At 55.3% G+C, this 26,253-nt stretch carries 18 protein-coding genes; 15 read left to right on the top strand and 3 right to left on the bottom strand.

Features of this window, described 5'->3' with window-relative positions; all coding sequences use genetic code 11:
- Positions 1 to 133 precede the first annotated feature (133 nt).
- On the bottom strand, positions 134 to 382 hold the full coding sequence (locus AC6T8Q_RS09065; protein WP_500678770.1) for a hypothetical protein: 249 nt from the start codon (positions 380 to 382) through the stop codon (positions 134 to 136).
- On the opposite strand from AC6T8Q_RS09065, the gene AC6T8Q_RS09060 reads away from it, so the two are divergent.
- Complete coding sequence (locus AC6T8Q_RS09060) at positions 381 to 2,045, top strand: efflux transporter outer membrane subunit (protein WP_500678769.1); 1,665 nt, start codon at positions 381 to 383, stop codon at positions 2,043 to 2,045. The genes AC6T8Q_RS09065 and AC6T8Q_RS09060 overlap by 2 nt on opposite strands.
- 391 nt (positions 2,046 to 2,436) lie before the next feature.
- Here the strand turns inward: AC6T8Q_RS09060 and AC6T8Q_RS09055 are convergent, their stop codons facing one another.
- Entirely contained in the window at positions 2,437 to 3,066 is a 630-nt protein-coding gene (locus AC6T8Q_RS09055) for a TetR/AcrR family transcriptional regulator (RefSeq protein ID WP_500678768.1), read from the bottom strand.
- A 284-nt stretch (positions 3,067 to 3,350) separates the two neighbouring features.
- Between AC6T8Q_RS09055 and AC6T8Q_RS09050 the strand changes: the two genes are divergently transcribed.
- From AC6T8Q_RS09050 to AC6T8Q_RS09035, 4 genes are all read left to right on the top strand, one after another.
- Positions 3,351 to 4,604, top strand: coding sequence for an efflux RND transporter periplasmic adaptor subunit (locus AC6T8Q_RS09050; RefSeq protein ID WP_500678767.1), 1,254 nt, complete (start codon positions 3,351 to 3,353; stop codon positions 4,602 to 4,604).
- Positions 4,605 to 4,611: 7 nt separating this feature from the next.
- Positions 4,612 to 7,761 (top strand): efflux RND transporter permease subunit, encoded by a 3,150-nt coding sequence (locus tag AC6T8Q_RS09045; RefSeq protein WP_500678766.1) that lies wholly within the window; start codon positions 4,612 to 4,614, stop codon positions 7,759 to 7,761.
- Between the two features lie 201 nt (positions 7,762 to 7,962).
- On the top strand, positions 7,963 to 8,694 hold the full coding sequence (locus AC6T8Q_RS09040) for an ABC transporter ATP-binding protein (RefSeq protein ID WP_496919060.1): 732 nt from the start codon (positions 7,963 to 7,965) through the stop codon (positions 8,692 to 8,694).
- Positions 8,695 to 8,696: 2 nt separating this feature from the next.
- Entirely contained in the window at positions 8,697 to 11,204 is a 2,508-nt protein-coding gene (locus tag AC6T8Q_RS09035) for an ABC transporter permease (RefSeq protein ID WP_500678765.1), read from the top strand.
- 7 nt (positions 11,205 to 11,211) lie between these two features.
- On the opposite strand, the gene AC6T8Q_RS09030 is transcribed toward AC6T8Q_RS09035, so the two are convergent.
- Positions 11,212 to 12,333, bottom strand: a complete 1,122-nt coding sequence (locus AC6T8Q_RS09030; protein WP_500678764.1) for a hypothetical protein — start codon at positions 12,331 to 12,333, stop codon at positions 11,212 to 11,214.
- Between the two features lie 345 nt (positions 12,334 to 12,678).
- Here AC6T8Q_RS09030 and AC6T8Q_RS09025 point away from each other — a divergent pair, with 345 nt between their 5' ends.
- From AC6T8Q_RS09025 to AC6T8Q_RS08980, 10 genes are all read left to right on the top strand, one after another.
- Positions 12,679 to 15,423 (top strand): glycoside hydrolase family 78 protein, encoded by a 2,745-nt coding sequence (locus AC6T8Q_RS09025; protein WP_500678763.1) that lies wholly within the window; start codon positions 12,679 to 12,681, stop codon positions 15,421 to 15,423.
- A 388-nt stretch (positions 15,424 to 15,811) separates the two neighbouring features.
- A complete protein-coding gene (locus AC6T8Q_RS09020; protein ID WP_500678762.1) occupies positions 15,812 to 17,371 on the top strand; it encodes a GumC family protein in 1,560 nt (519 codons plus the stop codon).
- Between the two features lie 11 nt (positions 17,372 to 17,382).
- On the top strand, positions 17,383 to 18,063 hold the full coding sequence (locus AC6T8Q_RS09015; protein WP_500678761.1) for a CpsD/CapB family tyrosine-protein kinase: 681 nt from the start codon (positions 17,383 to 17,385) through the stop codon (positions 18,061 to 18,063).
- 62 nt (positions 18,064 to 18,125) lie between these two features.
- Positions 18,126 to 19,220: a sugar transferase gene (locus tag AC6T8Q_RS09010; protein ID WP_500678760.1), complete on the top strand. Its 1,095-nt coding sequence runs from the start codon at positions 18,126 to 18,128 to the stop codon at positions 19,218 to 19,220.
- Positions 19,221 to 19,243: 23 nt separating this feature from the next.
- Positions 19,244 to 20,611 (top strand): lipopolysaccharide biosynthesis protein, encoded by a 1,368-nt coding sequence (locus AC6T8Q_RS09005; protein ID WP_500678759.1) that lies wholly within the window; start codon positions 19,244 to 19,246, stop codon positions 20,609 to 20,611.
- The gene (locus tag AC6T8Q_RS09000) at positions 20,608 to 21,891 is read left to right on the top strand and encodes an O-antigen ligase family protein (protein WP_500678758.1); all 1,284 of its coding nucleotides are present in this window, start codon (positions 20,608 to 20,610) and stop codon (positions 21,889 to 21,891) included. The genes AC6T8Q_RS09005 and AC6T8Q_RS09000 overlap by 4 nt, the downstream gene beginning before the upstream one ends.
- A gap of 35 nt (positions 21,892 to 21,926) precedes the next feature.
- Positions 21,927 to 23,126 (top strand): glycosyltransferase family 4 protein, encoded by a 1,200-nt coding sequence (locus AC6T8Q_RS08995; RefSeq protein ID WP_500678757.1) that lies wholly within the window; start codon positions 21,927 to 21,929, stop codon positions 23,124 to 23,126.
- Positions 23,123 to 24,085, top strand: coding sequence for a polysaccharide deacetylase family protein (locus AC6T8Q_RS08990; protein WP_500678756.1), 963 nt, complete (start codon positions 23,123 to 23,125; stop codon positions 24,083 to 24,085). Before AC6T8Q_RS08995 ends, AC6T8Q_RS08990 begins: the two co-directional genes overlap by 4 nt.
- Positions 24,082 to 25,341 (top strand): glycosyltransferase, encoded by a 1,260-nt coding sequence (locus tag AC6T8Q_RS08985; protein ID WP_500678755.1) that lies wholly within the window; start codon positions 24,082 to 24,084, stop codon positions 25,339 to 25,341. Before AC6T8Q_RS08990 ends, AC6T8Q_RS08985 begins: the two co-directional genes overlap by 4 nt.
- Positions 25,301 to 26,137, top strand: a complete 837-nt coding sequence (locus AC6T8Q_RS08980) for a WecB/TagA/CpsF family glycosyltransferase (RefSeq protein ID WP_500678754.1) — start codon at positions 25,301 to 25,303, stop codon at positions 26,135 to 26,137. The genes AC6T8Q_RS08985 and AC6T8Q_RS08980 overlap by 41 nt, the downstream gene beginning before the upstream one ends.
- Positions 26,138 to 26,253 lie beyond the last annotated feature (116 nt).

Here is a 26,253-nt window from a genome sequence, read left to right as displayed (position 1 = left end):
GAGGATGGTGTGTCTTGTGTGCCTAAGATCAAATACGCTTGGTATCTGCTGGTTGCTACTAACTTTCTTCCGCGCAGATCCCAGCCGCTCGAAGTTCTAGACATCGTTGCTCCATCTCGTGTGTGGCGGCGTGCTACAAACATCTTTCCCATTCATTGATTGCTATCGAATCAAATATCCAGATGTTGGCTGGACGCGCGCGTCCGCGCTTCTTGCCTAGTTCGCCACCACCTTGGCAAACTTTGACGGTCCTATCGGTTGATTGGGTGCTAGTACAAATGGAGTTACCGTCAAAACCGTTGAAATCGTTCTTACTGGCAGCGGATTGACCGATATTTCGAGTATTACCGTCAGAACCAGACCCTTTGGCGCGGATACTCATGACTCAATCGATCGCGCACTCGCCTCTTGCTGGCAGTGCTTCCCGTACCCGTCGTATGCTACTCACCTTGGTTTGCTTGGCCTTTGGGCTGAGCACACTGAGCGGCTGCGTGACGAGCTGCAAAGAATATTTCAAGAACGGTTTCAAGGTTGGTCCGAACTATTGCAAACCGGCCGCCCCCGTGGCCAACGAGTGGATCGACTATCAAGACGGCCGTGTGATCAGCACTCCGCAAGCTCATTGGGCTTGGTGGCGGAATTTCAACGACCCGGTTCTCGACGATTTGGTGCAAACCGCCTCGCAGCAGAATCTCTCGCTGCGTGAAGCGGGCTTTCGCGTGATGGAAGCGCGGGCCCTGCGTTCCTACGCCGTGGGAAATTTGTTTCCTCAATCACAAACCGCGTCGGGTGGATATAGCCGCCAATTGTTGAGTGAACAAGTTGGTTTCGTCGGCGGCGGTGGTGGTGGCTTGGGCGTGCCGCGTGAATTCAGCATTTGGAACTTCGGAACTCAATTCGCCTGGGAACTCGACTTCTGGGGCCGATTCCGTCGGTCGATCGAAGCCGCCGATGCCCAATTGGATGCCTCGGTTGAAGGCTACGACGAAGTGCTCGTCGTGTTGATCAGCGACGTCGCGGCGACTTATGTTGAAATTCGCACGCTCGAACAACGGCTCCGCTATGCCGAAGCGAACGTGCGTAACCAAACTGGTTCGATGCGGATCGCGGAAGTCAAAGAACAAGAAGGCGTGTCGAATCGCCTCGACGTGGCCCAGGCGATCACCAATATCGCGCAAACGGAAGCCGCGATTCCTCAATTCCAAGCACAACTGCGTCAGGCCGAAAACCGCCTCTGCGTGTTGATGGGCATGCCGCCTCAAGACATTACGGCGATCTTGGCTCGCCAAGTGTCGCAGATTCCTACCGCCCCAGCGGAAGTCGCCGTGGGCATCCCTGCTGACTTGATTCGCCGTCGCCCCGACGTCCGCCGTGCCGAACGGCTCGTGGCGGTGCAAAGCGCGGAAATCGGTATTGCCGAAACTGACTTGTATCCCGCTTTTACGATCAACGGTCAGATTTTTGTGCGTGCGAATCAATTCGAAGACTTGTTCCGTTCCAATGCCACGGGTGGGTCGGTGGGGCCGTCTTTCAACTGGAACATCTTCAACTACGGCCGACTGCGAAGTTTGATCGCCGTGCAAGAAGCCCAGTTCATGCAACAGTTGACCGCGTATCAGCAAACGGTGCTCGATGCGAATCGAGAAGCCGAAGATGCGATCATTGCCTTCTTGCAAGCTCAAGAGCAAGTCAAGATTCTGGAAACGGGCGCCGCCGCCGCAGTCGAATCACGTGATCTTGTGAACGACTTGTATGAAGGTGGCCGGGCCGACTTCGGTCGTGTGTTCGTGGCTGAATTGTTCCTCGTGCAGCAACAAGATGCCTTGGCCGTTGCTCAGGGCGAGGTGGCTCGCAGCTTGGTCAACATCTATCGGGCCTTGGGTGGTGGTTGGCAGTTGCGGTTGCAACCGTTGCCGCCGCTGGATGTCGTGGACGTGCCGGCTGCCGTCGAACCGGAACCGTTGCCGGAAATCCCACAACCGCTGCCGGCCGATTTGCCAGAGACGCTTAAGCTCGAAGAAGAAACCATGAACACGAACCCCTAAGAACACGAGCACAGATATGTTGATTGAAATGAAAAACTTGCGTCGACTGTTGCTGGTTCTGCTCTTGGGCTTATTGGTCCTACCCACAGCAGCGCGGGCTGAAGAAGAGGAAATCCCTGCCGCGCGTAGTTGCTTTACGCCGCATTTTCTTTGCCTCTGCCCAACCTATTGTCCCAAGCCAATGCCATGCCAGGACTGTTGCTACAACTGCTGTTGCGATGACTACTGCCAGAAGCCTATGCCCTGTCAGGATTGTTGTTACGACTGCTGTTGCGACAACTATTGCAAGAAGCCTTGCCCCACATGCATACCACGGGCCTTGTGCGGACCGTTCGGAATCTGCCGTGAACCGACGAAGAGTCCGTTCGTGTGGAGATAGTTGAAGCAGTTCTTATGCAGATGTTTCCGGCGCGAGCAGGCCGTTGAAGAACATGTCGAACATCGCCGCAGCCTGATCGGCGATTGGTTTGCGATTCCCTTCGAAGTAGTTGAAGAACATCGCGCCAAACACAAACCGCGAAAGCGTGTCTTGAATCTGCGGCACGGGCAAGTCGCGGATCGTCCCCGCGTCGATCATTTCTTGCAGCCGCTGCCCCCATTCGCGCTTGCGTTCGTCGTCGTGCTCAAAGAACAACGACGGCCGGCGATCGCGAAAGAGTGCCCGCTCTTCAATCAGCAGCTCAACGACTTCGGGATGCGCGTCGAAGAACTCCAAAATGGCCGTCATGCAGATGCGAAGCTGAGCAAGCGGTTCGATGGTCGGATGCTTGCTGGCATCGACGGCGCTTATTAATTTGTCGCGCGCGTGCTTCACCGTGGCCAGGAACAACGCTTCCTTATTACCGAAGTGACGGTAAACGGTCCCTTTTCCCACGCCGACTTGGTCGGCAATCACCTGGACGTCGGTCTGGGCAAACCCCTGCGAGGCAAACGCTTGCACCGCGGCGTCGAGGATCTCCTGCGACCGTTTTGTGGTAGGGGCGAGTTCTGAGGATTCGGTATGAGTTTCTGAAACAGCCATGTTAGTGCGAACCACGTTCTAGTAGGCCAAGTCGTGGTGAACCAAGGGAAAAGCCCAAGGGTCCCTGCTGGCGACAGCAGCCAGCAAGATTGCGGAAAATACCGCCCCCCAATGTGAGTTGTCACAACAATACTACGCTGGACGGGCGCGCCCGTCCAGCGTAAACTAGACTACAGATGAGGCAAAAGCTAACCATTAGCTCATTAACGAATCCCGCTGCCTAAAACCCCTCCGCTGGCGGGCTATTCTTGGAATATCGCATTCTCCCTATGGACAATTCTTCCATGGAACACTCCTTGGACGCTCGGAAATTCAAACCGTGGCCAGTAGCCACCGGCATAGCCGTGGTACTCGGGTTGTTGGTGCTCGTCGGTTGCGGCCAACCCAATACCTACGCCCCACCGCCACCACCGGCAGTGAGTGTCGAAAAGCCCATCGAACGCGAAATCGTGCAAGAACTTGAGTTCACCGGCACGACCCGCGCGACCGAATCTGTTGAAATTCGCGCTCGCGTCAACGGCTATCTGCAAGAGATTAACTTTGATGATGGTGCGAACGTCAAAGCGGGCGACGTGCTGTTTGTGATCGAAGCCGCGCCGTTTCAAGCGGCCCTCGACCTCGCGAAGGCGACCCTTCAAAAAGCTGAGGCTTCGCTTGCCCTTGCCGAGGCAGAAATCGCACGCACCCAGCCACTCGTGGCTCGCGGCGCACTTTCTGAGAATGAACTCGATGTGAAAAAAGCCGACGTAGCCACCGCCAAGGCGGATGTCGCGTCGGCGAACGCCACTATCCGTCAGGCGGAACTTAACTTGGGCTACACACAGGTGAAGTCCCCTTTCAGCGGACGCGTTTCGCGACACATGGTCGATATCGGGAATCTCGTGACCGCGGAATCCACGGTTCTTACCCGTGTGGAAGTTGTGGATCCGATCCACGCTTATTTTTCAGTCAGTGAGAGTGATGTGTTGAAGCTCTTGCAAGGCGAGAACGACAACGCTGCTACAAATCATCAAATTCAGCCCAAGGTTTATATGGGGCTAACCGACGCTGGTGGCTTTCCTTACGAAGGCCGTCTCGATTTTTCCGAGTTGGGTGTCGATTCGCAAACAGGTACGCAAATGCGTCGCGCGGTGTTTCCGAATCCCGATGGCCAATTGCTGCCGGGACTTTTTGTGCGGCTCCGTTTGCCCGTGGGGACCCCCAAACCGAAGTTGCTCGTTCCCGATCGCGCAATTGCGACCGATCAACGGGGCGAATACGTGTTGGTTGTGAATGACAAAAACGTCGTGGAATATCGGCCCGTGCAGCTCGGCACGCGCGTCAAGGAAATGCGTGTGGTGAATGAAGGCCTCAACCTCGACGATTGGGTCGTGGTCAACGGTTTGCAGCGGGCTCGTCCCGGTGCGCCGGTGAATCCCGAGAGGCAAGAGAACGTCGCCAAGGCGGACAAGGACGCGAACAAAACAACTGCCGCGGGCCTGCCTGGCACGGAATCGGAATTGGCAAGCACGAAGTCCCCCAAAGCCGTGGGGAAATAAAAACTCCGTGTTAAGCCGCTTCTTTATCGACCGACCGATCTTTGCCAACGTCATCGCGATTGTCACGATGATTCTTGGTGCCGTGGCTATTTTCGGCCTGCCCATCGAGCAATATCCCGACGTCACCCCACCGACCGTGGTGGTGACCGCCGTCTACCCGGGTGCGAATGCCCAGGTTGTGTCTGACACCGTGGCTTCGCCTATCGAGCAGCAAGTCAACGGCGTGGAAAACATGCTCTACATGTCGTCGGTTTGTTCCAGCGACGGCACTTACTCGTTGACGGTCACATTTGAAATCGGCACCGACTTGGATCAAGCCCAGGTGCTTGTGCAAAACCTCGTCGCGGTCGCCGAACCACAAACGCCCGAAGAAGTCCGCCGTCAGGGGATCACGGTCAAAAAGCAGTCGACCGCGATCGTGATCGTGGCGAGCCTCACTTCGGAAAACAATCGCTACAGCTCGCTGTTTTTATCGAACTACGCCAACCTGCGGATGCGTGACGAACTAAGCCGCGTGCCGGGCGTGGGTGGCGTGACCATTTTTGGTGGCAACAACTATTCGATGCGAGTGTGGCTGGACCCCGAGAAGCTCAAATCGCGTAATTTGACGGTACAGGACGTTTACGCGGCGATTCAGGAGCAGAATGTTCAAGTCGCGGCGGGGCAGGTGGGTCAGCCGCCTTCTCCGAACACGCTAGAGTTCCAATACATCGTATCGGCGTTGGGTCGTCTGAGCGATCCAGAGCAATTCGAGAACATCGTCGTCAAGGCGAGCGAAGATGGTCGCGTTACGTATCTCAAAGACATCGCACGGGTAGAGTTGGGTGCGCAGAGTTACGACCAATACGCCGAAAAGGGTGGTGTCCCTTCGGCAAGCCTCGGTGTTTATCAACTCCCCGGCGCCAATGCCTTGGCCGTAGCCGAAGGGGTTCGCGAAGCTGTTGGCCGCATGCAGGAATCGTTTCCCGAAGGCATGCTGGTCGACTTCCCGCTTGATACGACGGCCTTCGTCGAAGCCTCGATTGAATCGGTGTATCACACGATCATCGAAGCGGGCGTGTTGGTACTCATCGTCATCTTGATCTTCTTGCAAGATTGGCGGGCCGTGCTTGTGCCTGCCACGACTGTTCCCGTGACCATTATCGGTGCATTCGCCGCGATGTTTGTCATGGGCTTTTCGGTGAACATGCTCACGCTGTTCGGCTTGGTGCTTGCCATCGGTATCGTCGTCGACGATGCGATCGTGATCGTCGAAGCTGCGGCTCATCATATCGAACGTGGCATGGAGCCTCGCGAAGCCACGATCCGCGCCATGGAACAAGTGTTGGGGCCGATCATCGGCATCACGCTGGTGTTGATGGCCGTGTTTCTTCCGACGGCATTTCTGGGTGGTATTACGGGCCAGTTGTATCGACAGTTCGCGCTCACGATTGCCGCGACGGCACTCATCAGTGCCATCAACGCGGTGACGCTCAAACCGGCTCAATGTGCGACTTATTTGCGTAAGCCCTCCGAACACAAGAACTGGTTCTATCGCGGTTTCAACTACGTCTACAGTAAGTTCGAACGCGTTTACGTGGCCATCGTTCGCGGGTTGCTGCGGGTCAAATGGGTCACGATGCTGGTGTTTGTCGGCTTGGTGGGATTCACAGCTTGGTGGTATGGCCGCGTACCGACGGGCTTCTTGCCGGTCGAAGATCAGGGCTACATCATCGCCAGCATTCAGTTGCCCGATGCCGCTTCGCAGTCTCGCACCAAGGAAGTTACCGATCGAGTGAACAAGATTCTGGCCGACACGCCGGGCATCATGACGTGGTTCAATATTGGTGGCATGTCGTTGGTCGACGGCAGCGCGGCGTCAAACGCGGCGACGATCTTCATGCGATTTGAGGATTGGGATGAGCGGCAAGATCCCAGCTTGAGTTTGCAAGGTATCTTAGGCAACTTGATGGGGCAGTTTTCGCAAATCAAGGAAGCGCAAATCTTCGCGTTTCCGCCCCCGGCGATTCGTGGCCTTGGTTTTCGCAGCGGTTTCCAAATGCAAGTCGAAGATCGTACCGGCGTTGGCTTGGGCGAGTTGCAGTCAGCCGTGGGGCGTATCGTAGAGACGGCTACAGGACAAACGAATGCTGAGGGCCAAGCACAGCTTGCTGGCGTCAATTCATCCTTCCGCGCCGGGGTACCCCAGCTTTACATCGATATCGACCGCGTGAAGGTCAAAACGCTCAACGTTCCCTTGTCGGCCGTGTTTGGCGCTTTGCAGACCTATCTTGGCTCGGCGTATGTGAACGACTTCAATAAGTTTGGCCGGACCTTCCAGGTGCGATTGCAAGCAGAAGAGGATTTTCGACTTGATCCGCGTGATATCGAACGTCTCGAAGTTCGCAACACGCGAGGGCAGATGATTCCGCTGGGCTCGGTGATCAAAGTGAAGCGTTCGTTCGGCCCGCAGATTATTCAACGTTATAACTTGTATCCGACGGCTGCGATTCGGGGTGAGCCCGCCCCCGGTGTAAGCTCTGGTGAAGCACTGACCATCATGGAACAGATCGCGCGAGCCGAGTTGCCCGACACGATGGGTTACGATTGGACTGGCGAATCGTTCCAAGAGAAACGCATCAGCGGGCAGGCCATGTGGGTCTTTGCTTTTGCCGTGTTGCTCGTGTATTTGGTCCTTGCGGCTCAGTACGAAAGTTGGATTCTCCCGGCGGCAGTGATCTTGGTGGTGCCGTTGGGATTGTTGGGTTCAGTTGCCGCGGTTTCATTTCGAGGCATGGATAACAATATCTATACGCAAATTGGCATCGTGCTGATTATCGCACTGGCCAGCAAAAATGCGATTTTGATCGTCGAGTTCGCTCGTGATTTACGCAAAGAAGGTCATTCGATTTATGATGCGACCGTCGAAGCCGCGCGGCTTCGATTCCGACCGATTCTCATGACGTCATTCGCGTTTATCTTGGGCGTCGCGCCGTTGGTGTGGGCCACGGGCGCGGGGGCGGCTGGTCAACAAGCGCTAGGTACGGCCGTGTTTGGCGGCATGATCACGTCGACGGTGCTGGCCGTGTTCTTCACGCCGGTCTTCTTCTTGCTGCTGCAATCCTTCTCGGAATGGTGGTCGCCACCCAAGCCGGTGCCAATCTCGGCTGATATCTGAGCAACTGACGATTGCCTCTCCACGTGCCAGAGTTGGTGGCATTTCTCCGGTAATAATTGCGATTTCTTCCGCATTAACCCGTAATTCTCGGGAGAACAGCGAATTTAGGGGTACTTCGCCCGGTTTCAATCGGCATAGAGATTGCTAGGATTGAGGCTTACCCAAGCGGGACTTTATTGCACTTATGGAAGGGATGCGATCATGCAGCAATCCAAATATGCCGCGGAAACGATCAACGTCACCAAATCATTCAGCACGGGGGAAGTGGCCGTGCAAGCCGTCCGTGGCATCAATTGCGCGATTCATACTGGAGAATTAACCGCGATTGTGGGTCCTTCGGGCTGCGGCAAAAGCAGCTTGCTGAGCATGTTAGGCGCGATTGATACCCCCACCACGGGCCAAGTATTTGTGGGTGGAGTCGACATCGCGAGCCTCACCGATTTTGATCGCACGCTACTTCGCCGCCGCGAAATTGGTTTTGTGTTTCAGGCGTTTAATCTGATGCCGACACTCACCGCGCTTGAGAATGCCGCGTTGCCATTGGAGCTTGACGGTATCAGCGAGCGGGAAGCCAAAGAACGCGCACAAGCGGGTTTGGAACAAGTGGGGCTGGGTAAACGTGTCGATCACCTTCCCAGCATGCTATCAGGCGGCGAGCAACAGCGCGTGGCCGTGGCTCGAGCGCTTGTGACGAATCCGACGCTGTTACTCGCTGACGAACCGACGGGCAATCTCGACAGCGCGGGAGGCCAACAAGTTATGCGATTACTTCGCGATTTGGTGGTCGATCACGGGCAAACCGTCATCATGGTTACCCACGATAGCGAAATTGCCGCGACGGCGGACCGGGTGCTGCACATGCGTGACGGATTGATTGCCGAGGACGCCCGACCCGAAGCGGAAGAGAACGCACAGATTGTGGGGGCCAAGTAAAAATGCTTTATCGAAAACTAGGAATTCGAGAAGCACGCAAACATCCGGGCCGCGCAATTCTTACACTTGCCAGTGTTGCTATCGGTGTTGCCGCCGTGGTGGCCGTGACTTTCACGACTCGTTCAACCGGCAAAGCCTTCGATCAGATTTTCGAATCGCTGGCGGGCAAGGCGTCGTTAGAAGTGGCCGCGCCGATCGGTCAATCGATTCCTGCTACGCTGGTGGACACCATCACCAAAGTCCCCGGCGTAGAAGCGGTCGCGCCTCGGCTGCAACGGCCCGCCGTCCTGTATGCGGGCGACGAGCGCGTGCAGCTAGTTGCTGCGGCAGTCGACCCAGCACGCGATGGGGATGTGCATGATTATGAAATCGTCGAAGGTAAGCCCCTTGATTCTGATGGCGTGTTGCTCAACAAACTTTTGGCCGAAAACCTGGGTGTTAAAGTCGGCGATGAGGTCTTTTTGCTCACCCGCAGCGGACGAGTCGGTGCGAATGTCGTGGGGCTCTTCACATCCAAGACCGCTTCGATTTCGATCCAAGGGGCCGGGCTCCTCATGCCGCTCGCCAAGGGTCAGCAATGGTTCCGCGCGCCGCGGCGGCTCGACGTGATTCAAATCGTGATGACGCCCGATGCCGATGAAGAGGCTCTGCGAGCAGCGATTGAAGCCGTCTTGCCCGAGTCCGCGGAATTACGGAACCCAGCTGGCCGCAGCGCGATGGCTCAAGAAACCGTGCTTTCGACCAACCAGGCTCTGATGATGGCCCGTGCGTTTATCTTGCTGGTAGCCGTGTTTGTCATTACGAACACGTTTTTGATCAGCGTCACGCAGCGCCGTCGGCAATTGGGCATCATGCGCGCGATTGGCGGCACACGACAGCAGATCGCCACGCTGGTGATGACCGAAGCCGCCGTGATGGGTGTGCTGGGGACGATCCTTGGATGCGCGCTCGGCGTATTCATCGCTCGTTATCTCAACGTCGCGATGGGGGCCATCTACGAAACAACATTGCCGCCGATTCAATTGACCCCAACTCCTTTCATTTTGGCGGCAATCTTTGGAATCGGCATGTCGCTCGCTGGCGCGGCGCTTCCCGCGTTCAAAGCCGCGCGGCTGGCTCCACTCGATGCTTTACGGTCGGTCCTGCCTGATGAAATCGAAGGCTCGTCGAAATGGTTTGTGGTGACCGGGATTATCACGGTGATCATCTCTGGAATTCTGTTGTTCTTGAGCATCACGGGACGAGTTTCTCAGGTCGTGGCCGTCTTGTCGGGGGTCGCCGGTCTGGTTGGTCTGGTGCTTATTCTGCCCGTCGGGCTTCCCATAATTACGGCCGCCGTGGCGAAACTTTTGCCGCGGCGCATGCGCGTCGAAGGCCGCATCGCCAGTCGGCAACTGTTGATTCATCGCTCACGCACAACATTGACCGTGGGCGTGGTGTTCATCGCCGCCAGCGCGGCTCTGGGTTTAGCGAACACGGTGCTCGACAACGTGCAAGACATCCGCGATTGGTATAGAAAAACGCTGATCGCCGACTTTTTTATCCGAGCCACAATGCCTGACATGGCCACGGGGCTCGCGGCGGATCTTCCTGACGGACTTGGCGCTGAGCTTTTGGCTGTGGATGGCGTCGAGGGGATCGACGCGATCCGGCTTGTGAATGCCAAAGTTGGCGATCAGAACATCATTCTGATCGTGCGTGGATTCGAAGACTCGGCGCTCCAGCAGTTTGACATCGTGCAAGGGGACGAGGATACGATTCGCCTAAGTCTGGCGGACGGGGAAGTCGTGATTGGCTCGGTCTTGGCAGAACGGTCCAATCTCAAAATTGGCGATGAACTGCCCCTGGAAACAGATAGTGGCGTGAAACCATTTCGCGTCGCGGCTATTGTGACCGAGTACCAAGCCGGCGGTTTAACGGTGTACATGGATAGCGCGACAGCGGAAAAAGAACTCGAGATCGGTGGCGTGGATGTTTTCGTCGTCAAAGTCGACCACGCCCAGATCGACAAGGTGCGTGCGAACTTGTTAAACGTGACTCAAGATCATGGACTGATTTTGCAGTCCTTCTCCGAACTCCAAGGACAAATCGATGGCATGATGTCGGGCATCGATGCCGGATTATGGGGCATGGTGGCACTGGGATTGTTGGTCGCCACGTTCGGCGTTGTGAATACGCTCATGATCAGCGTGCTCGAGCAAACATTCGAGTTTGGGCTCCTCAGAGTGATCGCCGCCTCACGGGGTCAGATTCGCAAGGTGATCTTCGCCCAAGCGCTGATCATTGCCTTGATGGCGATGCTCCCTGCGGTGATAGCGGGGCTGGGGATCGCTTATCTGATCAATTTGGCCACCTACGGCGTCACGGGGCACGTGATCGAATTCCAATTCCATCCGTATTTGACTGTCGGCGCATTTTTGGCGGGACTGGTGACAATCGTGATCGCCGCCTGGATTCCAGCGGAACGCGCCTCGCGTGTGCCTTTGGGTGGCATGCTCCGCGTGAGTTGATGCTTAATTACTTGGTCAGTGATTCGATCAAATCGACTTCCTGTTGCTGATACGGCGTACCGTCAACGCGAAAAATGTCGTGATGCCAAGGCGAAGGTTCGCCGTCGATCGGGGTTTGCCAAGTTTCCCAGGGGTACTTGGTTTGGCTCTTGCCGTCGACCAAACCCCAGCCGTATGCCGCGACTTTTTGTTCCTTGATAATTGGCAGAATCGACTCGAACGTGCTACCGTTGCCGCGGGCCATGTATTCGGTGCAAAACAACGGCCGGCCCAAGGGTTTCAGTTGGGCAATGCGAGCATTCATGGATTTTGGATCGCCATAATCATGGAATGAAATGACGTCGCTTTGTGCCAAGGCTGCTTTGTGTACGAGATTGAGTTCGTCGGTCAGATCCCATGCGGGGCCGCGCCAGACACCCACCGTAAGCGGCTGCTCGGGTTCCACGGCGCGTGCCCATTCAAACGAGAGATTCACTAACTTCTCGGCGAGTTCGTCCTTGTTGGCTAATTCCTTGGGACCATAGCTATTGGTATTGGGGTTATCCGCTTCGTTGAACAAATCCCAAACCAACACGCGGCGATCCTTGCCATAAGTTTTGAGCAGGTCAGCCACATAGGGCTGTAATTTTGCCACTTCGGCGGGATTTTCGAGGATTGCTCGGCCAGGCGATTGCACCCAACCGCTGTTGTGAACGCCAGCGCGCGGCTCGCGCTGCTTGCCAGTCGCGGGATCAGGATCCCAAACACCGTCAAATATTACGAACATCGTGCGAATCTTATGCTTGTCGGCGATCTCCAGATATTTGTCGATTCGCTCGAAGAAGCCATCGCGATCTTCACGCCAGCAAAGATCGTGTAGAAATACCCGCATTGTGTTGCAACCGATGGCCGCGGCCCAACCCAACTCGCGATCGATGGTTTCAGGATCGAAGGTGTCAGCCTGCCACATTTCAAGTTGATTGATGGCCGAACTTGGCAGGAAATTGCTTCCAACCAGCCACGGCAGATCCGCATACCACGCGTTGGCTTGTTCAGGCGTCCAACGAGTCGTGGCGGGCTCAGCTGCCGACAGGCGTCCAGGCATCACAAGCAATGCCAGTATCAAGACAAAGAAATATCGTTGATTCATGATGAGCGAGTACCTGAGGAGAGATCGATTCAAACATGCCGCACGAACCGTCGGTCACTGAAGAGCAGTGTGCAGAAAATCGCTACCGGGGCAAGGGTCAACGGTTCTAGCAATGTTTTCAACTGTGCTAATGCTGATTATCAACTTTTCATTATTCCCAGGTTACGTGAGCCAGTCATTGAGAAATAACGGCCAAAGGTTCACAAGTCATTGAGAATTATTTTGGCCTCGAGTTTGTTGTTATCAGCCGTAGGTCTAGCTCTGTGCGACGGTGACTGCTTACGATACTAGGGCTCGCTCACTTCTCGGATTGCCATCAAGTCTTACCTGCTGAATGAGGCACGCATGTTTCACTGGCGGAAAACTACAGTCTGTGTTTTATTCACGACCATCACGGCGTTAATTCTGAATAGCGAGTCACGCGCGGAATCAACGGCTTGCCGTGTGGAAAACTTGCGATGCGAATATCTGACGGATCCCTTGGGACTTGACGAAACACAGCCGCGGTTGAGTTGGCAAGTGGATGCCGACAAACGCAATCAAAGTCAGTCCGCATATCAAATTTTGGTTGCGAGTTCTCCCGACAAACTCGCCAACGATATTGGTGACTTATGGGAATCGGGCAAGGTTGATTCCAGCGAATCCGTGGCGATTGAATATGCCGGCCAGCCGTTGGTTACGGATCAAAAAGTTTGGTGGAAGGTGAGGATTTGGGATGCCCCTGGTCAACAATCGGCTTGGAGTGAACCGGCAACGTGGGAAATGGCATTGCTCAATCCCGACCACTGGCATGGCAAGTGGATCGCGCGCAACGAATCGATCGAACCACAACCTTTGCCGCTGCTCAGACAGGAATTCACGCTCTCCAAGCCGATCAAGCAAGCCCGAGTCTACGTGACCGGCTTGGGTTATTATGAGCTTTCGATCAACGGCGAGCGGATTGGCAACCGCCGTTTGGATCCTGGGTACACGCGCTATGACAAACGGGTGCTTTATTCGACTTACGACGTAACCGCGGATCTTCGCGAGGGCGAAAACGCGCTGGGAGTGATGCTGGGCAACGGTTGGCTGAACGTGCAAACGCTGGCGGCTTGGAATTTCGATACGGCCCCGTGGCGGGCCTCGCCACGGATGCTGTTGGAAATGGTGATCGAGTTTGAAGACGGCACCACCGAGCGGATCGTTTCCGACGAAAATTGGAAAACAACCGCGGGGCCCATCACTTACAACAGCATTTACGGCGGCGAAACCTACGATGCGCGTCTTGAGCAGCAGGGCTGGGATCGGGCGGGTTTTGACGATAGCAGCTGGGACGCTGCCCAAGTTGTGAAGTCGCCCGGCGGCAAGTTGGTGGCGCAAGCGTTCCATCCAATCATGGTCGACAAGACGCTCAAACCCGTGTCAGTTACTGAACCGAAACCCGGGGTTTACGTTTTCGATGCAGGACAAAACCTAGCAGGCTGCGCCGAGATCAAAATTTCCGGCCCTGCAGGCAGCAAGGTCACGATGAAGTATGGCGAGCGACTCAACGCTGATGGCACGGTGAATCAAGACGAGATCGCCGTGCATGTTTGGAATAAAGGAAAGGATCAGCAGTTTCAAACCGACACGTATGTTCTCAAAGGCGAGGGCGAAGAATCATGGCAATCGCGATTTGTTTATCACGGTTTTCAGTATGTGGAAGTCACAGGCGCGAACGAACCGCTCACCGCGGATAATCTCAAAATCCACTTCATTCATTCCGCGGTTCCCGAAGTCGGGCACTTCGAATGTTCCAACCCTCTGCTGAATCAAATTTGGGAGAATGCCCGTTGGTCGTACTTGAGCAACTTGCATGGCATTCCCACCGACTGCCCGCACCGCGAAAAAAACGGCTGGATGGCAGATGCGCATCTGGCGTGTGAAACGGCGCTGTGGAATTACGATGCGGTGACCGTGTACGAAAAATGGCTCGACGACATGGCCGACGAGCAGCAGAGCGACGGCAAACTCCCCGGCATCGTGCCCACGGGCGGTTGGGGCTATCAGTGGGGGAACGGTCCGGCGTGGGATAGCGCGTTTCTGATCATCCCTGACTATTTGCACCTGTACTATGGCGACGCGCGTGCCCGCACGCGGTTGTACGATCAGCATCGCCGTTACGTCGATTATCTCAATCAGAAAGCCAAGACCGGCACCAATGCGATAGGGCTCGGCGATTATGTTCCTTACAAAACCACGACCCCCGAGATCGTCACCTCCACGGCTTATCATTTTCACGACGCGAATATCGTGGCCGCAACCGCGCAATTGTTGGGCCACGACGATGAAGCCAAGCAATACTCCGATCAAGCAGATTTCATTAAGGCGGGTTTTAACCGTGAGCTTTACAATCCTGAAACGCACCAATACTCCAACGGCAGCCAGACATCGCAAAGTTGTGCGCTGTTTCACGACATGGTGGAACCAGATGAAGTGGCCGCTGTGACGGATGCCCTCGTGGAGAGTTTGCACAAGACCGATGACCATCTCGACACGGGCGTGTTGGGTTCCAAGTATCTGCTGCATGCACTTACCAAGAACGGGCAAGTCGAATTGGCCTACCGTGTGGCCAGCCAGGAAACGCAACCGAGTTGGGGGTGGTGGATCAAGCAGGGGGCCACGACGTTGTGGGAAATGTGGACCGATGGCGGATCGCAAAACCACATCTTTCTGGGTGATTGTGTGAATTGGTACGTTCGCACGCTCGTGGGGATCAATCCCGACCCGGCGGCTCCTGGATTCAAACATATTTTGATCACGCCGCACCCGGTGGGTGATCTCACGTTTGCCGAAGCGAGCTATGACTCGGTTCGTGGCCCGATCTTTTGTCGCTGGGACTGCCGGGGCGATGAGTTCCTATTGAAGATCGAAATCCCCGCCAATACGACTGCCACGATTACTCTACCCACCGACGATGCAAAGACCATCCGAGAAGGGGACAAGCCTTTGACTGACGTTGAAGGGGCTAAGCTGTTGGGAATGGCCGATCATGTGGCGACGATAGAAATTGAATCAGGCAGCTATGTGTTTACCGCCGAATATTCGAAACCTGGTTTTAATAAGCAGTAATTGGTTTCAGCGGACTGACTTAGGCACAGCCTTGCCGAGGGTGTGAGGCATGCTCGACTGCTAGTTGCGACTGTAGAATCCTGCTGTTTTGCAAGTCTCAACCATTGACTCTTGTAGCGATTGTAAATACTGTAAGGGTTGCGCAAATTGGTGTTTAACAAGACTTTGTGTTCAGAGAGATCGGATTCCAGTCGTCAAAGACTGGAGATTTTCCCACCGAACATTAAGGTCACCATTAACCCGCCTCGGCTGAAGTCCGCACCAATCACGCTTGGCTGTTGGACAACCAGCAAACGACAACCGGGCATTGATTCGCCTGGTTGAATAAACACTCCGCGTTGGATCGCGATTGCGGCCAGTTTCTCGATACACATCCTCGGAGCTACGCATGACCCTTGTGCGAGAAGCCCCCACTTTGGGCTTGGGCGATATACCGCGCATTCTCAGACGTCATCCCAAGAAGTCACTCCTGACTTTTTGCAGCCTGATGGCGTTATCGGTGGCCGTGCTCATTTTCTTGCCGCGGACTTACGAATCCGAATCGCTGCTCTTTGTGCGAGTTGGTCGGGAAAGCGTCACGCTTGATCCCACGGTGACCACGGGCCAAGTTATTGCCCTTAATGAATCCCGCGAAAGCGAATTGAATTCCATTTTGGAAGTTCTGAAAAGTCGCGCACTCATGGAGCGAGTCGTCGATCGGCTGGGGCCAGAAGCCATTCTGCTTCCTCCCTCCGAAGGCGGCGAGCCAACAAAACCGAATCCATTTAAAGAAGCCTTATCGAGCGTCGTGGGAACAGTTTCCGGGTGGCTTGAGCCCATAGGCCCGATCAGCGAGCGGGAGAAGGCTGTTCAAGCCCTGGGGGACAATCTGGCCATTTATGCCAAACAGAAGTCGAACATCATCTCGATCGCTTACAAAGCGCGGTCCCCACGACAAGCTCAGCAGATCGTGGCGGCGGTCGTTGATGAATATCTCAGCGAACATCAACGTATCCACGCGACGGCAGGCTCCTACGGATTTTTCGTCGATCAAGCCAAAGTCTTTTCTGACGAAGTGAATAAGTTTCAGAAAAAGTTGGCCGAGGCTAAGAATGAAATGGGGCTCGCTTCGCTCGAAGGCCAACGACAGCTCGTCGAAGACAAAGTCAAAAAGATTTCGACTGAGCAGCTTTCCGCGCATACGTCGTTCAGCGCAAGTTCCGCTCGTGTTGCCAGTTTGGAAAAGTTGATTGCCGCGTTACCCTCGCGGATCACGTCGCAAGAAGTCGACGGCATGCCCAACACGGCGGGGGACAACATGCGGCAGCAACTTTACGCCCTCGAAATTCAGGAAAAGGAACTACTCTCGAAGTACACCGAAGAACATCCGCTGGTCATTGCCGCGCGTCAGAAAGTCCGCGAAGCCAAAGACATCATGGACGATCAACAAGATTCTCGCACCTATTCCACGACCGCGGTGAATCCTTCGGTGCAGAAGCTGCAAGTTGAGCTGATGGTCGAAAAAGCAGCGGCGGATTCCTGGCAAGCGCGGCTTACGAATCTCGACCATGAAGCCACGCTTGCACAAGAAGAGTTGAAAGCCCTTAACGGCCATGAGTTGGAGTTAAATGATTTGGGGCGTGAAGCCGCGCTCGCGGAGGCCAACTATCGCATTTATGCCGAAAAGCTCGAACAAGCACGAATTCAGCAGTCCCTCGATGAAGAGCATATTTCCAACCTGAATATTTCTCAGCCGGCCACTTTGGTCGAAAAGCCAGTCAGTCCCAAAAAAGCCATCGTGCTCTTGGCGGGCTTCTTGCTCTCCTGTGTAGGTGCCCTCAGCGTCGCGATTCTCGCGGAACTCAATAATCGCGTCCTGCGCACTCCGCTTGAGGTGGAAGATCAACTGGGCATTCCCGTGGTGGTCACCTTGCCCGCCAATTCCCGTCACACCATCCTCATGAACTAGGCGCAACTTTCATGGCGATGATTTCCAGCATTACCGCAAACCAAATGAGCAGTGAGCGAGCTCAAGATCGCCCCGCCACGGTCGCCGGATCGGCAGCCAGCGATTTGGCGAACTACTATTCGGCGCTGCTGCGCTGCGTGCAAACGCAACAGGCTGTTCGCGAAACACGTTCTTTTTCCGTCGGTATCACCAGTTGTTCCGCAAGCGAAGAGACAAGCGTCGTCGCCATCAACTTGGCCATCGTCGCGGCGCGCAACGGCAATCGCCGGGTGTTATTGGTCGACGCGAACACGAAGTCACCAGCAATTGCTCAAAAATTAAAACTGACGGCCCCAACCGGGCTCACCGACGTCTTGAGTGGTGCGACGCTGTTGGGCGATGCTTTGCTGCCGACCGCGGTGGAGCGTTTGAGCGTTCTTGCCGCTGGTGATCGCGGTAAACAGCTTGGTTCGGACTACGACGTCGAAGATGTTACTAGCTTGCTCGATGAGCTGAGCAGTGAGTTTGATTTGATAGTTTTCAATTTACCCCAGGCTGATGAGTTGAGTGAGTGTTTTGCGTATGCCGAAGCACTCAGCGGAATCTTTTTGGTGGTATCGGCCGGTCAAGTCGATGGTCGCGTAGCTCGACGAGTGACGCAGCGACTTGAGCACGGTGGCGCCCGGATCTTGGGAGCCATCTACCACCAATAGGGTTCTGCCGGCGGCTCGGCACTTGATACTCCCCACGATTGAATTTGCAACATTGATTGAACATGGCACTACTATCGATGCTCCTAGAACGATTCAGGAGCGGGTTCGGAGCGACTCCGGGCCGAACAATTCATCACGACAACCTGCTTTCGGTGAATCGGCTGCTCTACTTTTTGGAGCGTGCCCGCTTTCAAGCAAACCGCAGTGATACTCCGTTCTGCCTGCTGGCGATCACGATCGGCAAACTCGATTGCGACGGTCAGGGTGTACACGTACTGGCCGGTATTTTGCACGAGCGATTGCGCATCACCGACGACAAAGGGTATCTCGAGGATGGCCGCATTGGCGTGATTCTTCCCGATACGCCCGAAGCCGGCGCGCATGTCGTGGCACGTGACGTGTGCGAGAAATATCGCGCGGCTGGCGGCACGATCAGCTACGAAGTGTATGTTTACCCCGCGGATTTTGATCTCGATGGCAATCCTGTTTTCGATACCGAGGAAGAAGCAGTCGGCTCGGCGGTTTCCGTGCATCCAATGCAAACCTTGTTTGCCGCGAAGACGCCGCGATGGAAACGAGTCATCGATTTGACCGTTGGGCTCTGCATGATTGTGATTTTGTCACCCGTGCTGCTGATTGCGGCCCTGTTGGTGAAACTATCCTCGCCGGGACCCGTTTTGTTCGTCCAAAAACGCGCAGGGCTCGGAGGCAAGCCTTTTCCGATATATAAGTTTCGCACGATGCGAGTTGGGGCTGATGCCGAGAAGGCGATGCTCCGCCAATTCAGTGAGCAAGATGGTCCCGCGTTCAAACTCACCCACGATCCTCGTGTGACACGATTTGGACAACTGTTGCGGACGACGAGCATGGATGAGCTTCCTCAACTGTTCAATGTGGTACTGGGAAATATGTCTCTTGTGGGGCCTCGCCCGCTTCCCATTGAGGAATCGGACGAATGCGAGTCGTGGCATCGTCATCGACTCGACGTCACGCCGGGAATTACATGTATCTGGCAAGTCTCTGGACGTTCCAGTGTGACATTCGCCGAGTGGGTTCGGATGGATATTCAATACATCAAAAAACGAAGTTTGCTTCAGGATGTGAAACTTCTGTTACTGACGATTCCTTCTGTCTTATTCTGCAAGGGTGCCCGGTAAACTTTCGCCGTTCGTAAAAAGACATGTCATCTAACCCGCCGCAATATGCCGCCCTCGCTGGCGAGGCTGACATGACCGACGGCGTCGGCCTGATCGGTCGTGGACGCAAATCGCTTGTCGAGGCATTGCAGAAGTATATCTCGCGCGACATTTTCGCCACGGTCGTGACTTCGTTCGTGCTGTTTGGCTTCATGACGCTGCAGGGCGTATTTCTCGCGCGCATGCTCGGCCCGGATGGACGGGGGCAATACGCGACGGCCGTGTTTTACACGCAAACTTTGATTTACGTCGGCATGTTGGGTACCCAATACGCCGTCGCGCGTTGGGCGGCACGGAAGCACAAAGATGCGGTGGGATTGATATACTCGACCCGGCGTTTGGGAATGCTCACTGGCTTTGGAACGATGCTGGTTGTCGCCGTGCTTGCCTTCACAGCCCTACCGCCCGACAAAAGATATCTGGCCCCGCTCTGTTTGTTGTGTTCGTTGTTTCTGCCGTTTGAGCATGTTCGTCTGTTATGGCTGTCGGTCGATCATGGCCGGGGAGATTTCCGCCGCTACAACATGAGCCGCCTTGCTGCTGGCGTTGCCTTTCCGCTATTGCTTGGAATCGCCTGGGCCTGCGGCGCTCATACGGCGTTTGTAGCCTCGATTTTGTTTGCCGCTTCGCCTTTGATGGGGTTGCTTTATCAACGGCTTTCACGATCGGTTGCAGAAGAACCTTCAGTCACTCGCAATGGCCCCACTGTGCAGCGAATTTTGCATCGCGGCCGACCTTATGCTCTCAATGTCTTAGTTTCGGACCTTTGTGACCGGCTCGACATTTTTCTGTTCATGTGGCTCACCAGTTTCACAATTCAAGGGTATTATGCCGCTGCCGTACCCGCGGCCAATCTGCTGCTCGTGGTGCCGATTGCTTTGTCGCTATTTGCTTTCAATGCCGGAGCACGCCGTGAACGACGCCCCACGGCAGGCCACGTGGCAAAATCCGCAGCTTTGATTGCGGGGGTACAGCTGATTGCTGTCGTGGCGTTTGCGCTCGTACTGGAACCGTTGATGGTGTTGGTTTTTGGACCAGATTTTCGCGGAGCTGTACCACTCGCCTTGGTGCTGCTGCCTGCTTATGCCGTGGCTGGCTGCGGCCGCGTGGCGGAAGCCTTTTTGCAAGGACGCAACAAAGCCATTTTGGGAGTTTACACGCGGCTCGTGGGGGCCGTAGTGATGTGCGTATTTGTCTATTTGGCGTTTGATCGCTGGGCCGAACTGAGCATTCCCTTAGGCGCGCTGGCTGGCTACACAGTGAGCACATTGCTTTTATTCGCCGCCATCATTTTGAACGTGCGGTCAAATTCGTTGCCTAATGCAACACCGGCGGAAGAGGCCAATTCATGAGCTCCGCCGCCTTGCGATTGACCCAACCGCTGCACGAAAAGGTTCTTCCCGCAAAAGCACCGGCTTGGCTGAGTTGCTTGCTGTTGTTCGTGTTGCTGATTATTCCCAGCTACGACTTCCGCCCCAATGCCGATGAGACGTTTGGACTCGATTGGCAACTTTTAATGCGGCTGGCGATTTGCTTTGCCTGTGGGCTCTATGGGTTGGTTTATTGGCGATCCAGCTATTCCTTTCTGCTAAATTTTCCTGGTGCCTGGGCATTCTTGTTTTGTGGCTGGGCGTTGGCCACGGTTCCCATCGCGATTTCGCCATCCTATGCTGCGACGGCTTGCATTGTACTGCTGTGCGTGGCTCTGTTTGTTCCGGCCTTGCTGGCCCAACTTGAGAAGCAGCAAATCCTCATCACGATTTTTGTCTCTTCCCTGGCGTTCATCGTGATGGCGTGGTCGCTTTATTATTTGGTCCCTTCAATCGGACGCTCCGCTTATGAAGCTGGGGGCGAAATCGAATACCGTGTGGGAGGCGATGCCCAACAGCTGGGTTTCCAGGGTGTTTGGCTGATCGCGGCTACGCTCGCGCTTGTGGATTGCCGTTTCATGCGTTGGAAACAATCACTGCTGCCAATTCTGATCGGCCTTGTCACGATCGCGTCGGCCCAGAGTCGCACGTCGTTTCTTGCGGCGTTCGGCATCATCGGTCTCGCAATTTTAATGAAGGCACCACGCGAACGAGTATTGAAACTGGCGTTGACGGGGGCAGTGACTGGAACCGTGTTAGTTTTTGTCTTTGCCTGCGGGCTGGTCTCCGTTCGCGGGAAAGATGTTCTCACACTCGCCTCACGTTCCGGCACGCAGGAAGAAATCTACAACGTAACCGGGCGAACGGAATTCTGGCCCTTTGTGCTTAAGCAAATTGGAGAGTCTCCGCTCTGGGGTTATGGCTACGGCTGCTCACGGCAAGCCCTCTACGAGTACAACGGCAACAGCTATCAAATGGGCGAACTGCATCACGCCCACAACACGTTTCTGAATGTGATGCTCACCACGGGCATCGTGGGAACTTTACTTCTCGCCGCGATGTTTTTGGGTTTGTTCGACAATGTGATCCGTTACCGCGAACTTTTCCCCGCGCTCGTGCTGGTGATCCTCGTCGTCGCCGGCCTTACCGAGTCGCTACTTTTCGGCCCGATGCCGCGCACGCACACCGTTTTATGGTTGCTCGCGCTCTACTGGCACCAGAGCGAAATTGCTCGCTCCGACAAAAGGCTCGCTGCTTTATGACCGCACAATTGGAATTGCCATCCGCCGTTGCACCCATGAGAACGTCAAAGCGTCGTTCGCTGCGCGTAGCATTGCTCACCAACGAAAACACGCCTTACCGTGTGCCGTTGTATCGTGAATTGGCGGCCACGCCGGGTTGGGAATTTCAAGTCTTCACGTGCATCGATCGCGAGTTCGATCGGCTGTGGGACGTAACAGCAACCGACGGCTTCAACACGAAGCAGAGTTATTCGCTCAAATACATGCGGCGGCAAAATTTTGGCGAAGATCAAAAATGCGTCGTCGACAAAGAAGTGCATCTGCCCGTCGGTATCGTTCCCGACATGTTTAAGTTTCGGCCCGACGTGGTGCTGAGCAACGAATTCGGCGTGCGCACGCTCCTTGCCTCGCTCACCGCCAAGCTGACGGGTCATAAGCTGATCGTCTACAACGAGGGAACCAACCATACCGAATCGTTTATCGGTCGGTCACAACGACTGGTTCGCAAACTGTTACGATCTATTCCCGATGCTTATATCTGCAATGGCGTGCAATCTCGCCAATATCTGGAGAGTCTTAAGGTTCCAGCGGAAAGCATTTTTGAGGTTGGCCAAGCTCTTGATCTTGAGTCGTTCGATCAACCGGTGAGCGATTTCGAGAGAGAAACGTTCCGCCAGCAGCACAATATTTCTGGTGTCTGCTATCTCTACGTTGGTCAGATCGTGAAGTTCAAGGGAACCGACAATCTCTTCCGGGCCTGGAATGATTTTTGCCGAAAATCGAATGTTGATGCCACACTGCTCTTTGCCGGTGAAGGCAACGATCGCAAGTTTCTCGAGTCCGAGGTTGCCGAAGCCGGGTTGACCAATGTGCGCGTGCTGGGCTTCGTCCCGCGAAAGGACCTCGCCAAAGTTTGCGCTGCCGCCGATGTGTTTGTCTTTCCGACGCTCAGAGATTGCTTCTCGTTGGCGTTTGAGGAAGCGATGGCCGCGGGGTTGCCCGTGATTGGCTCGATTTATGGCGGCGAATCCGAGCTTGTCGAGGAAGGCGTGAACGGCTGGGTTTGCGATCCGATTGAAATCGACGATTTGCACGAGAAGCTTGTACTGGCCTACGAAGCACGCCATGAACTGCCGCAAATGGGTGAACGTGCGCGGCAGGCCGTTGCTCGTATGGCGATTGATCAAGTCGCTGAGCGCATCCGCCTGGCGGTCGACTATGCACTGGACAAACCAAAATCCAAGAGACTCCCATGATTGCTCAAAACAAATCATTGGTGGCTCTTCCTACAGTGCCGGTCGAATCCTGGCGGCCGACTTTGAAGGTTCGTGCTAACGAACTCGCCATGCGTGTTCTCAGCCAGGCTGGCGGCACGTTATCGCGATGTTGCGGCCGACGTGCTACCGACACGTTTGGCATTCTGATGTATCACCGCATAGCGCCACTGACACCCGGCGTTCCGGCACCGCCGTTCAACACGACCCCCGCGCACTTCCGCGAGCAACTCACGGGCTTACGAGCACGTGGATTTCAATTTGTCTCGCTTTCCGAAATGCTGGCTTGTCACGACAGCGGTAAGACCCTTCACGAAAAGTCGGTCGTCGTCACGTTTGATGATAGTTTTGAATCGGTTTATACCCATGCTTGGCCGATTTTGCAGAAACTTTCCCTCCCCGCCACATTATTTTTGAGCACCGCGTATTTGGATGGCGATGCACCGTTTCCCTTTGATACCTGGGGCCAAGAATTTGCTTCACAAGTTCCTGGGGATCACTACCGTCCGATTCGCACGGACCAATGCACTGAAATGTTGGACTCGGGCCTTATCGATTTAGGAACGCATACCCATACGCACGCCGATTTTCGTCAGCACGTCGCCGAGTTCGCCGACGAGATGCAGCATTCTGCGGAAATCTTGAAGCTGCGATTTTGCGTCGAGCGTCCGATGTTTTCGCTGCCGTTCGGAAATCCCGCGGCCGGTTATGCAAGTGCGGAACTGCTTACCGCCGCGCGAGATTCTGGCGCATCGTGCGCACTGACAACCGAATCATCGCTCGTGGACGCAAGCCGCGATCCCTTCGGCTGGGGACGAATCAGCGTGTTCGATTGGGACACCAGCTTTACGCTCGCCGGTAAGCTCAACGGTTGGTACGACTGGGCACCTCGTATGAAGCACCGTCTGCGCGGCATGCTGCGAGGAGCAGCGCGGTCATGAAAATTCTTCTGTGTCACAACCACTACCAACAGGCCGGCGGCGAAGACCAAGTCTTTGCCGATGAGGCCGCGCTATTGGAATCGCATGGCCATGAAGTCGTACGCTACACCGTTCACAACGACGACGTCGAGCAAATGAGTCGCCTCGAACTGGCGACCAAAACGTTTTGGAACCGCGACAGCTATCGCTCAATCACCAAGTTGCTCCGCAACGAGCGCCCCGACGTCGTGCATTTCACCAATACGTTTCCACTCATTTCGCCGGCGGCGTATTATGCGGCGAAGAATGAACATGTTCCCATAGTCCAGTCACTTCACAATTACCGGCTGCTCTGTCCGGCGAGCACGTTCTATCGCGATGGCAAGCCGTGTGAAGATTGTCTCGGGAAATCAGTAGCGTTGCCCGGCGTCATACACGGCTGTTACCGTTCCAGCCGCCTTGCCACGGGTATGGTTGCTGCCATGACCACGGCGCATCGGCTGCTAGGCACTTGGCGAAACACGGTGGATCGTTTTGTCGCGCTCAGCAATTTTTCTGCTCGGAAGTTTGTCGAGGGTGGGCTACCAGCGAACAAGATCACGGTGAAGCCAAATTTCCTCTCGCCCGATCCCGGGGTGGGTGATGGAGCCGGACGCTACGCCCTGTTTGTGGGTCGCCTCGCACCGGAAAAAGGAATCGCCACGTTGCTCCAAGCTTGGGATCGCTTAAGCGAAACTTTGCCACTGAAAATCTTAGGCGATGGCCCGCTCGCGCCACTGGTGCAAGAGCACGCTGCCAAAAACAACGGCATTGAGTGGCTCGGACGGCAATCAGGCCCCGAGGTTCTTCGCCATCTGCAAGCGGCAACGTGTCTGGTGATGCCTTCCGAATGGTACGAATGCTGTCCCAAGACGCTGATCGAATCCTTGGCCGTGGGCACCCCGGCGGTCGTCTCGCGGCTGGGAGCCATGGCGGAAATGATCGGCCACGAGCGTACAGGTCTGCATTTCGAACCGAGTAATGCCAATGACCTTGCTGTGCAGGTCAAACGCATTGTGGCTGATGCTCCCAACACCGCTGCCATGCGCGAGCAAGCCCGTGCCGAATTCGAACACAAATACACCGCTGCCGCCAACTACGAGCAGCTCATGAACATCTACGCGAGCGTCGTGCAGACCCAAGGTGCAGTAGCTCGGCAACCCGATTCAATTTCTCAATGCCATCAGGACACCATCCATGACCGAAGCAACATCGATACGTTGGCCCAATCGTTATGACTTGATGGGGGTCGCCGTCAGCGCTACCAACTATCAGGAAACGATTGACCGGCTGTTTGAAGCCGCGCACCACGATATCCCCGCCATTGCATCCTTTCACGCCGCGCACGCGGTCGTGTGCGCGAGCACCGACAAGGAGCTTCAGCAGCGGGTGAATTCCTTCAACATTGTTGCACCCGACGGTCAGCCGGTGCGTTGGGCGTTGAATATGCTTTACGACACCGCCATGCAGGAGCGTGTTTACGGACCCGAAACGATGCGCCGCGTCTGCGAACGGGCAGCAGTCGAAGGCACCCCCATTTATTTATACGGCGGTGCCAATCGTGAAGTCCTCGACAAATTGATCGCCGAACTCGAACTCTGCTTTCCAGGGATTGTGATTGCTGGAGCCGAATCACCGCCGTTTCGTCCGCTGACTCCTGCCGAAGATGGCGCGGTCGTCGAACGCATCAATGCGAGCGGCGCCAAGTTTGTGTTCATTGGCTTGGGAAGCCCCAAGCAAGAGCACTTTGCCTATGAGCACCGCGAAAGCATTCGCTCCGTGCAATTGTGCGTCGGTGCGGCGTTTGATTTCCATGCCAAAACCAAAAAGATGGCCCCGGCTTGGATGCAGCGTAATGGTCTCGAATGGCTATTCCGCGCGTGCAGCGAACCACGCCGATTGGGAAAACGCTATCTCACCACAAATTCGATTTTCGCGTACAAGCTCGCGCGGCAATGCGTTTCGCAAAAATCCTCGCGAGAAAACCTGCCGTCGTGCCGAGCGAAGCCTAGTACCAGTTTTGCAGATTTGTAACCACGAAAGACACGAAGCACACAAAAAATTAACCGCTCATCTTCGCTAACAAGCGATTATGAATTTAATAGCGTACACAGCGCCCATCCGCGGTTCCATTTCTTCTTTGTGCCCTT

Origin of the sequence: Bythopirellula sp. (assembly GCF_041737835.1) — a bacterium.
Lineage (GTDB): Bacteria > Planctomycetota > Planctomycetia > Pirellulales > Lacipirellulaceae > Bythopirellula.
Note: the sequence above shows the minus strand (reverse complement) of the source record. Positions and strands in the feature narration are given on the sequence as shown.

What these genes read in the sequence shown, in the direction of transcription:
- AC6T8Q_RS08980 (WP_500678754.1), top strand. Translation starts at nt 25,301, where the DNA reads ATGACCGAAGCAACATCGATACGTTGGCCCAATCGTTATGACTTGATG.
- AC6T8Q_RS09055 (WP_500678768.1), bottom strand. Translation starts at nt 3,066, where the DNA reads ATGGCTGTTTCAGAAACTCATACCGAATCCTCAGAACTCGCCCCTACC.
- AC6T8Q_RS08995 (WP_500678757.1), top strand. Translation starts at nt 21,927, where the DNA reads ATGAGAACGTCAAAGCGTCGTTCGCTGCGCGTAGCATTGCTCACCAAC.
- AC6T8Q_RS09020 (WP_500678762.1), top strand. Translation starts at nt 15,812, where the DNA reads ATGACCCTTGTGCGAGAAGCCCCCACTTTGGGCTTGGGCGATATACCG.
- AC6T8Q_RS09050 (WP_500678767.1), top strand. Translation starts at nt 3,351, where the DNA reads ATGGAACACTCCTTGGACGCTCGGAAATTCAAACCGTGGCCAGTAGCC.
- AC6T8Q_RS09015 (WP_500678761.1), top strand. Translation starts at nt 17,383, where the DNA reads ATGGCGATGATTTCCAGCATTACCGCAAACCAAATGAGCAGTGAGCGA.
- AC6T8Q_RS09040 (WP_496919060.1), top strand. Translation starts at nt 7,963, where the DNA reads ATGCAGCAATCCAAATATGCCGCGGAAACGATCAACGTCACCAAATCA.
- AC6T8Q_RS09000 (WP_500678758.1), top strand. Translation starts at nt 20,608, where the DNA reads ATGAGCTCCGCCGCCTTGCGATTGACCCAACCGCTGCACGAAAAGGTT.
- AC6T8Q_RS09030 (WP_500678764.1), bottom strand. Translation starts at nt 12,333, where the DNA reads ATGAATCAACGATATTTCTTTGTCTTGATACTGGCATTGCTTGTGATG.
- AC6T8Q_RS09035 (WP_500678765.1), top strand. Translation starts at nt 8,697, where the DNA reads ATGCTTTATCGAAAACTAGGAATTCGAGAAGCACGCAAACATCCGGGC.
- AC6T8Q_RS09010 (WP_500678760.1), top strand. Translation starts at nt 18,126, where the DNA reads ATGGCACTACTATCGATGCTCCTAGAACGATTCAGGAGCGGGTTCGGA.
- AC6T8Q_RS08985 (WP_500678755.1), top strand. Translation starts at nt 24,082, where the DNA reads ATGAAAATTCTTCTGTGTCACAACCACTACCAACAGGCCGGCGGCGAA.
- AC6T8Q_RS09005 (WP_500678759.1), top strand. Translation starts at nt 19,244, where the DNA reads ATGTCATCTAACCCGCCGCAATATGCCGCCCTCGCTGGCGAGGCTGAC.
- AC6T8Q_RS09060 (WP_500678769.1), top strand. Translation starts at nt 381, where the DNA reads ATGACTCAATCGATCGCGCACTCGCCTCTTGCTGGCAGTGCTTCCCGT.
- AC6T8Q_RS09025 (WP_500678763.1), top strand. Translation starts at nt 12,679, where the DNA reads ATGTTTCACTGGCGGAAAACTACAGTCTGTGTTTTATTCACGACCATC.
- AC6T8Q_RS09065 (WP_500678770.1), bottom strand. Translation starts at nt 382, where the DNA reads ATGAGTATCCGCGCCAAAGGGTCTGGTTCTGACGGTAATACTCGAAAT.
- AC6T8Q_RS08990 (WP_500678756.1), top strand. Translation starts at nt 23,123, where the DNA reads ATGATTGCTCAAAACAAATCATTGGTGGCTCTTCCTACAGTGCCGGTC.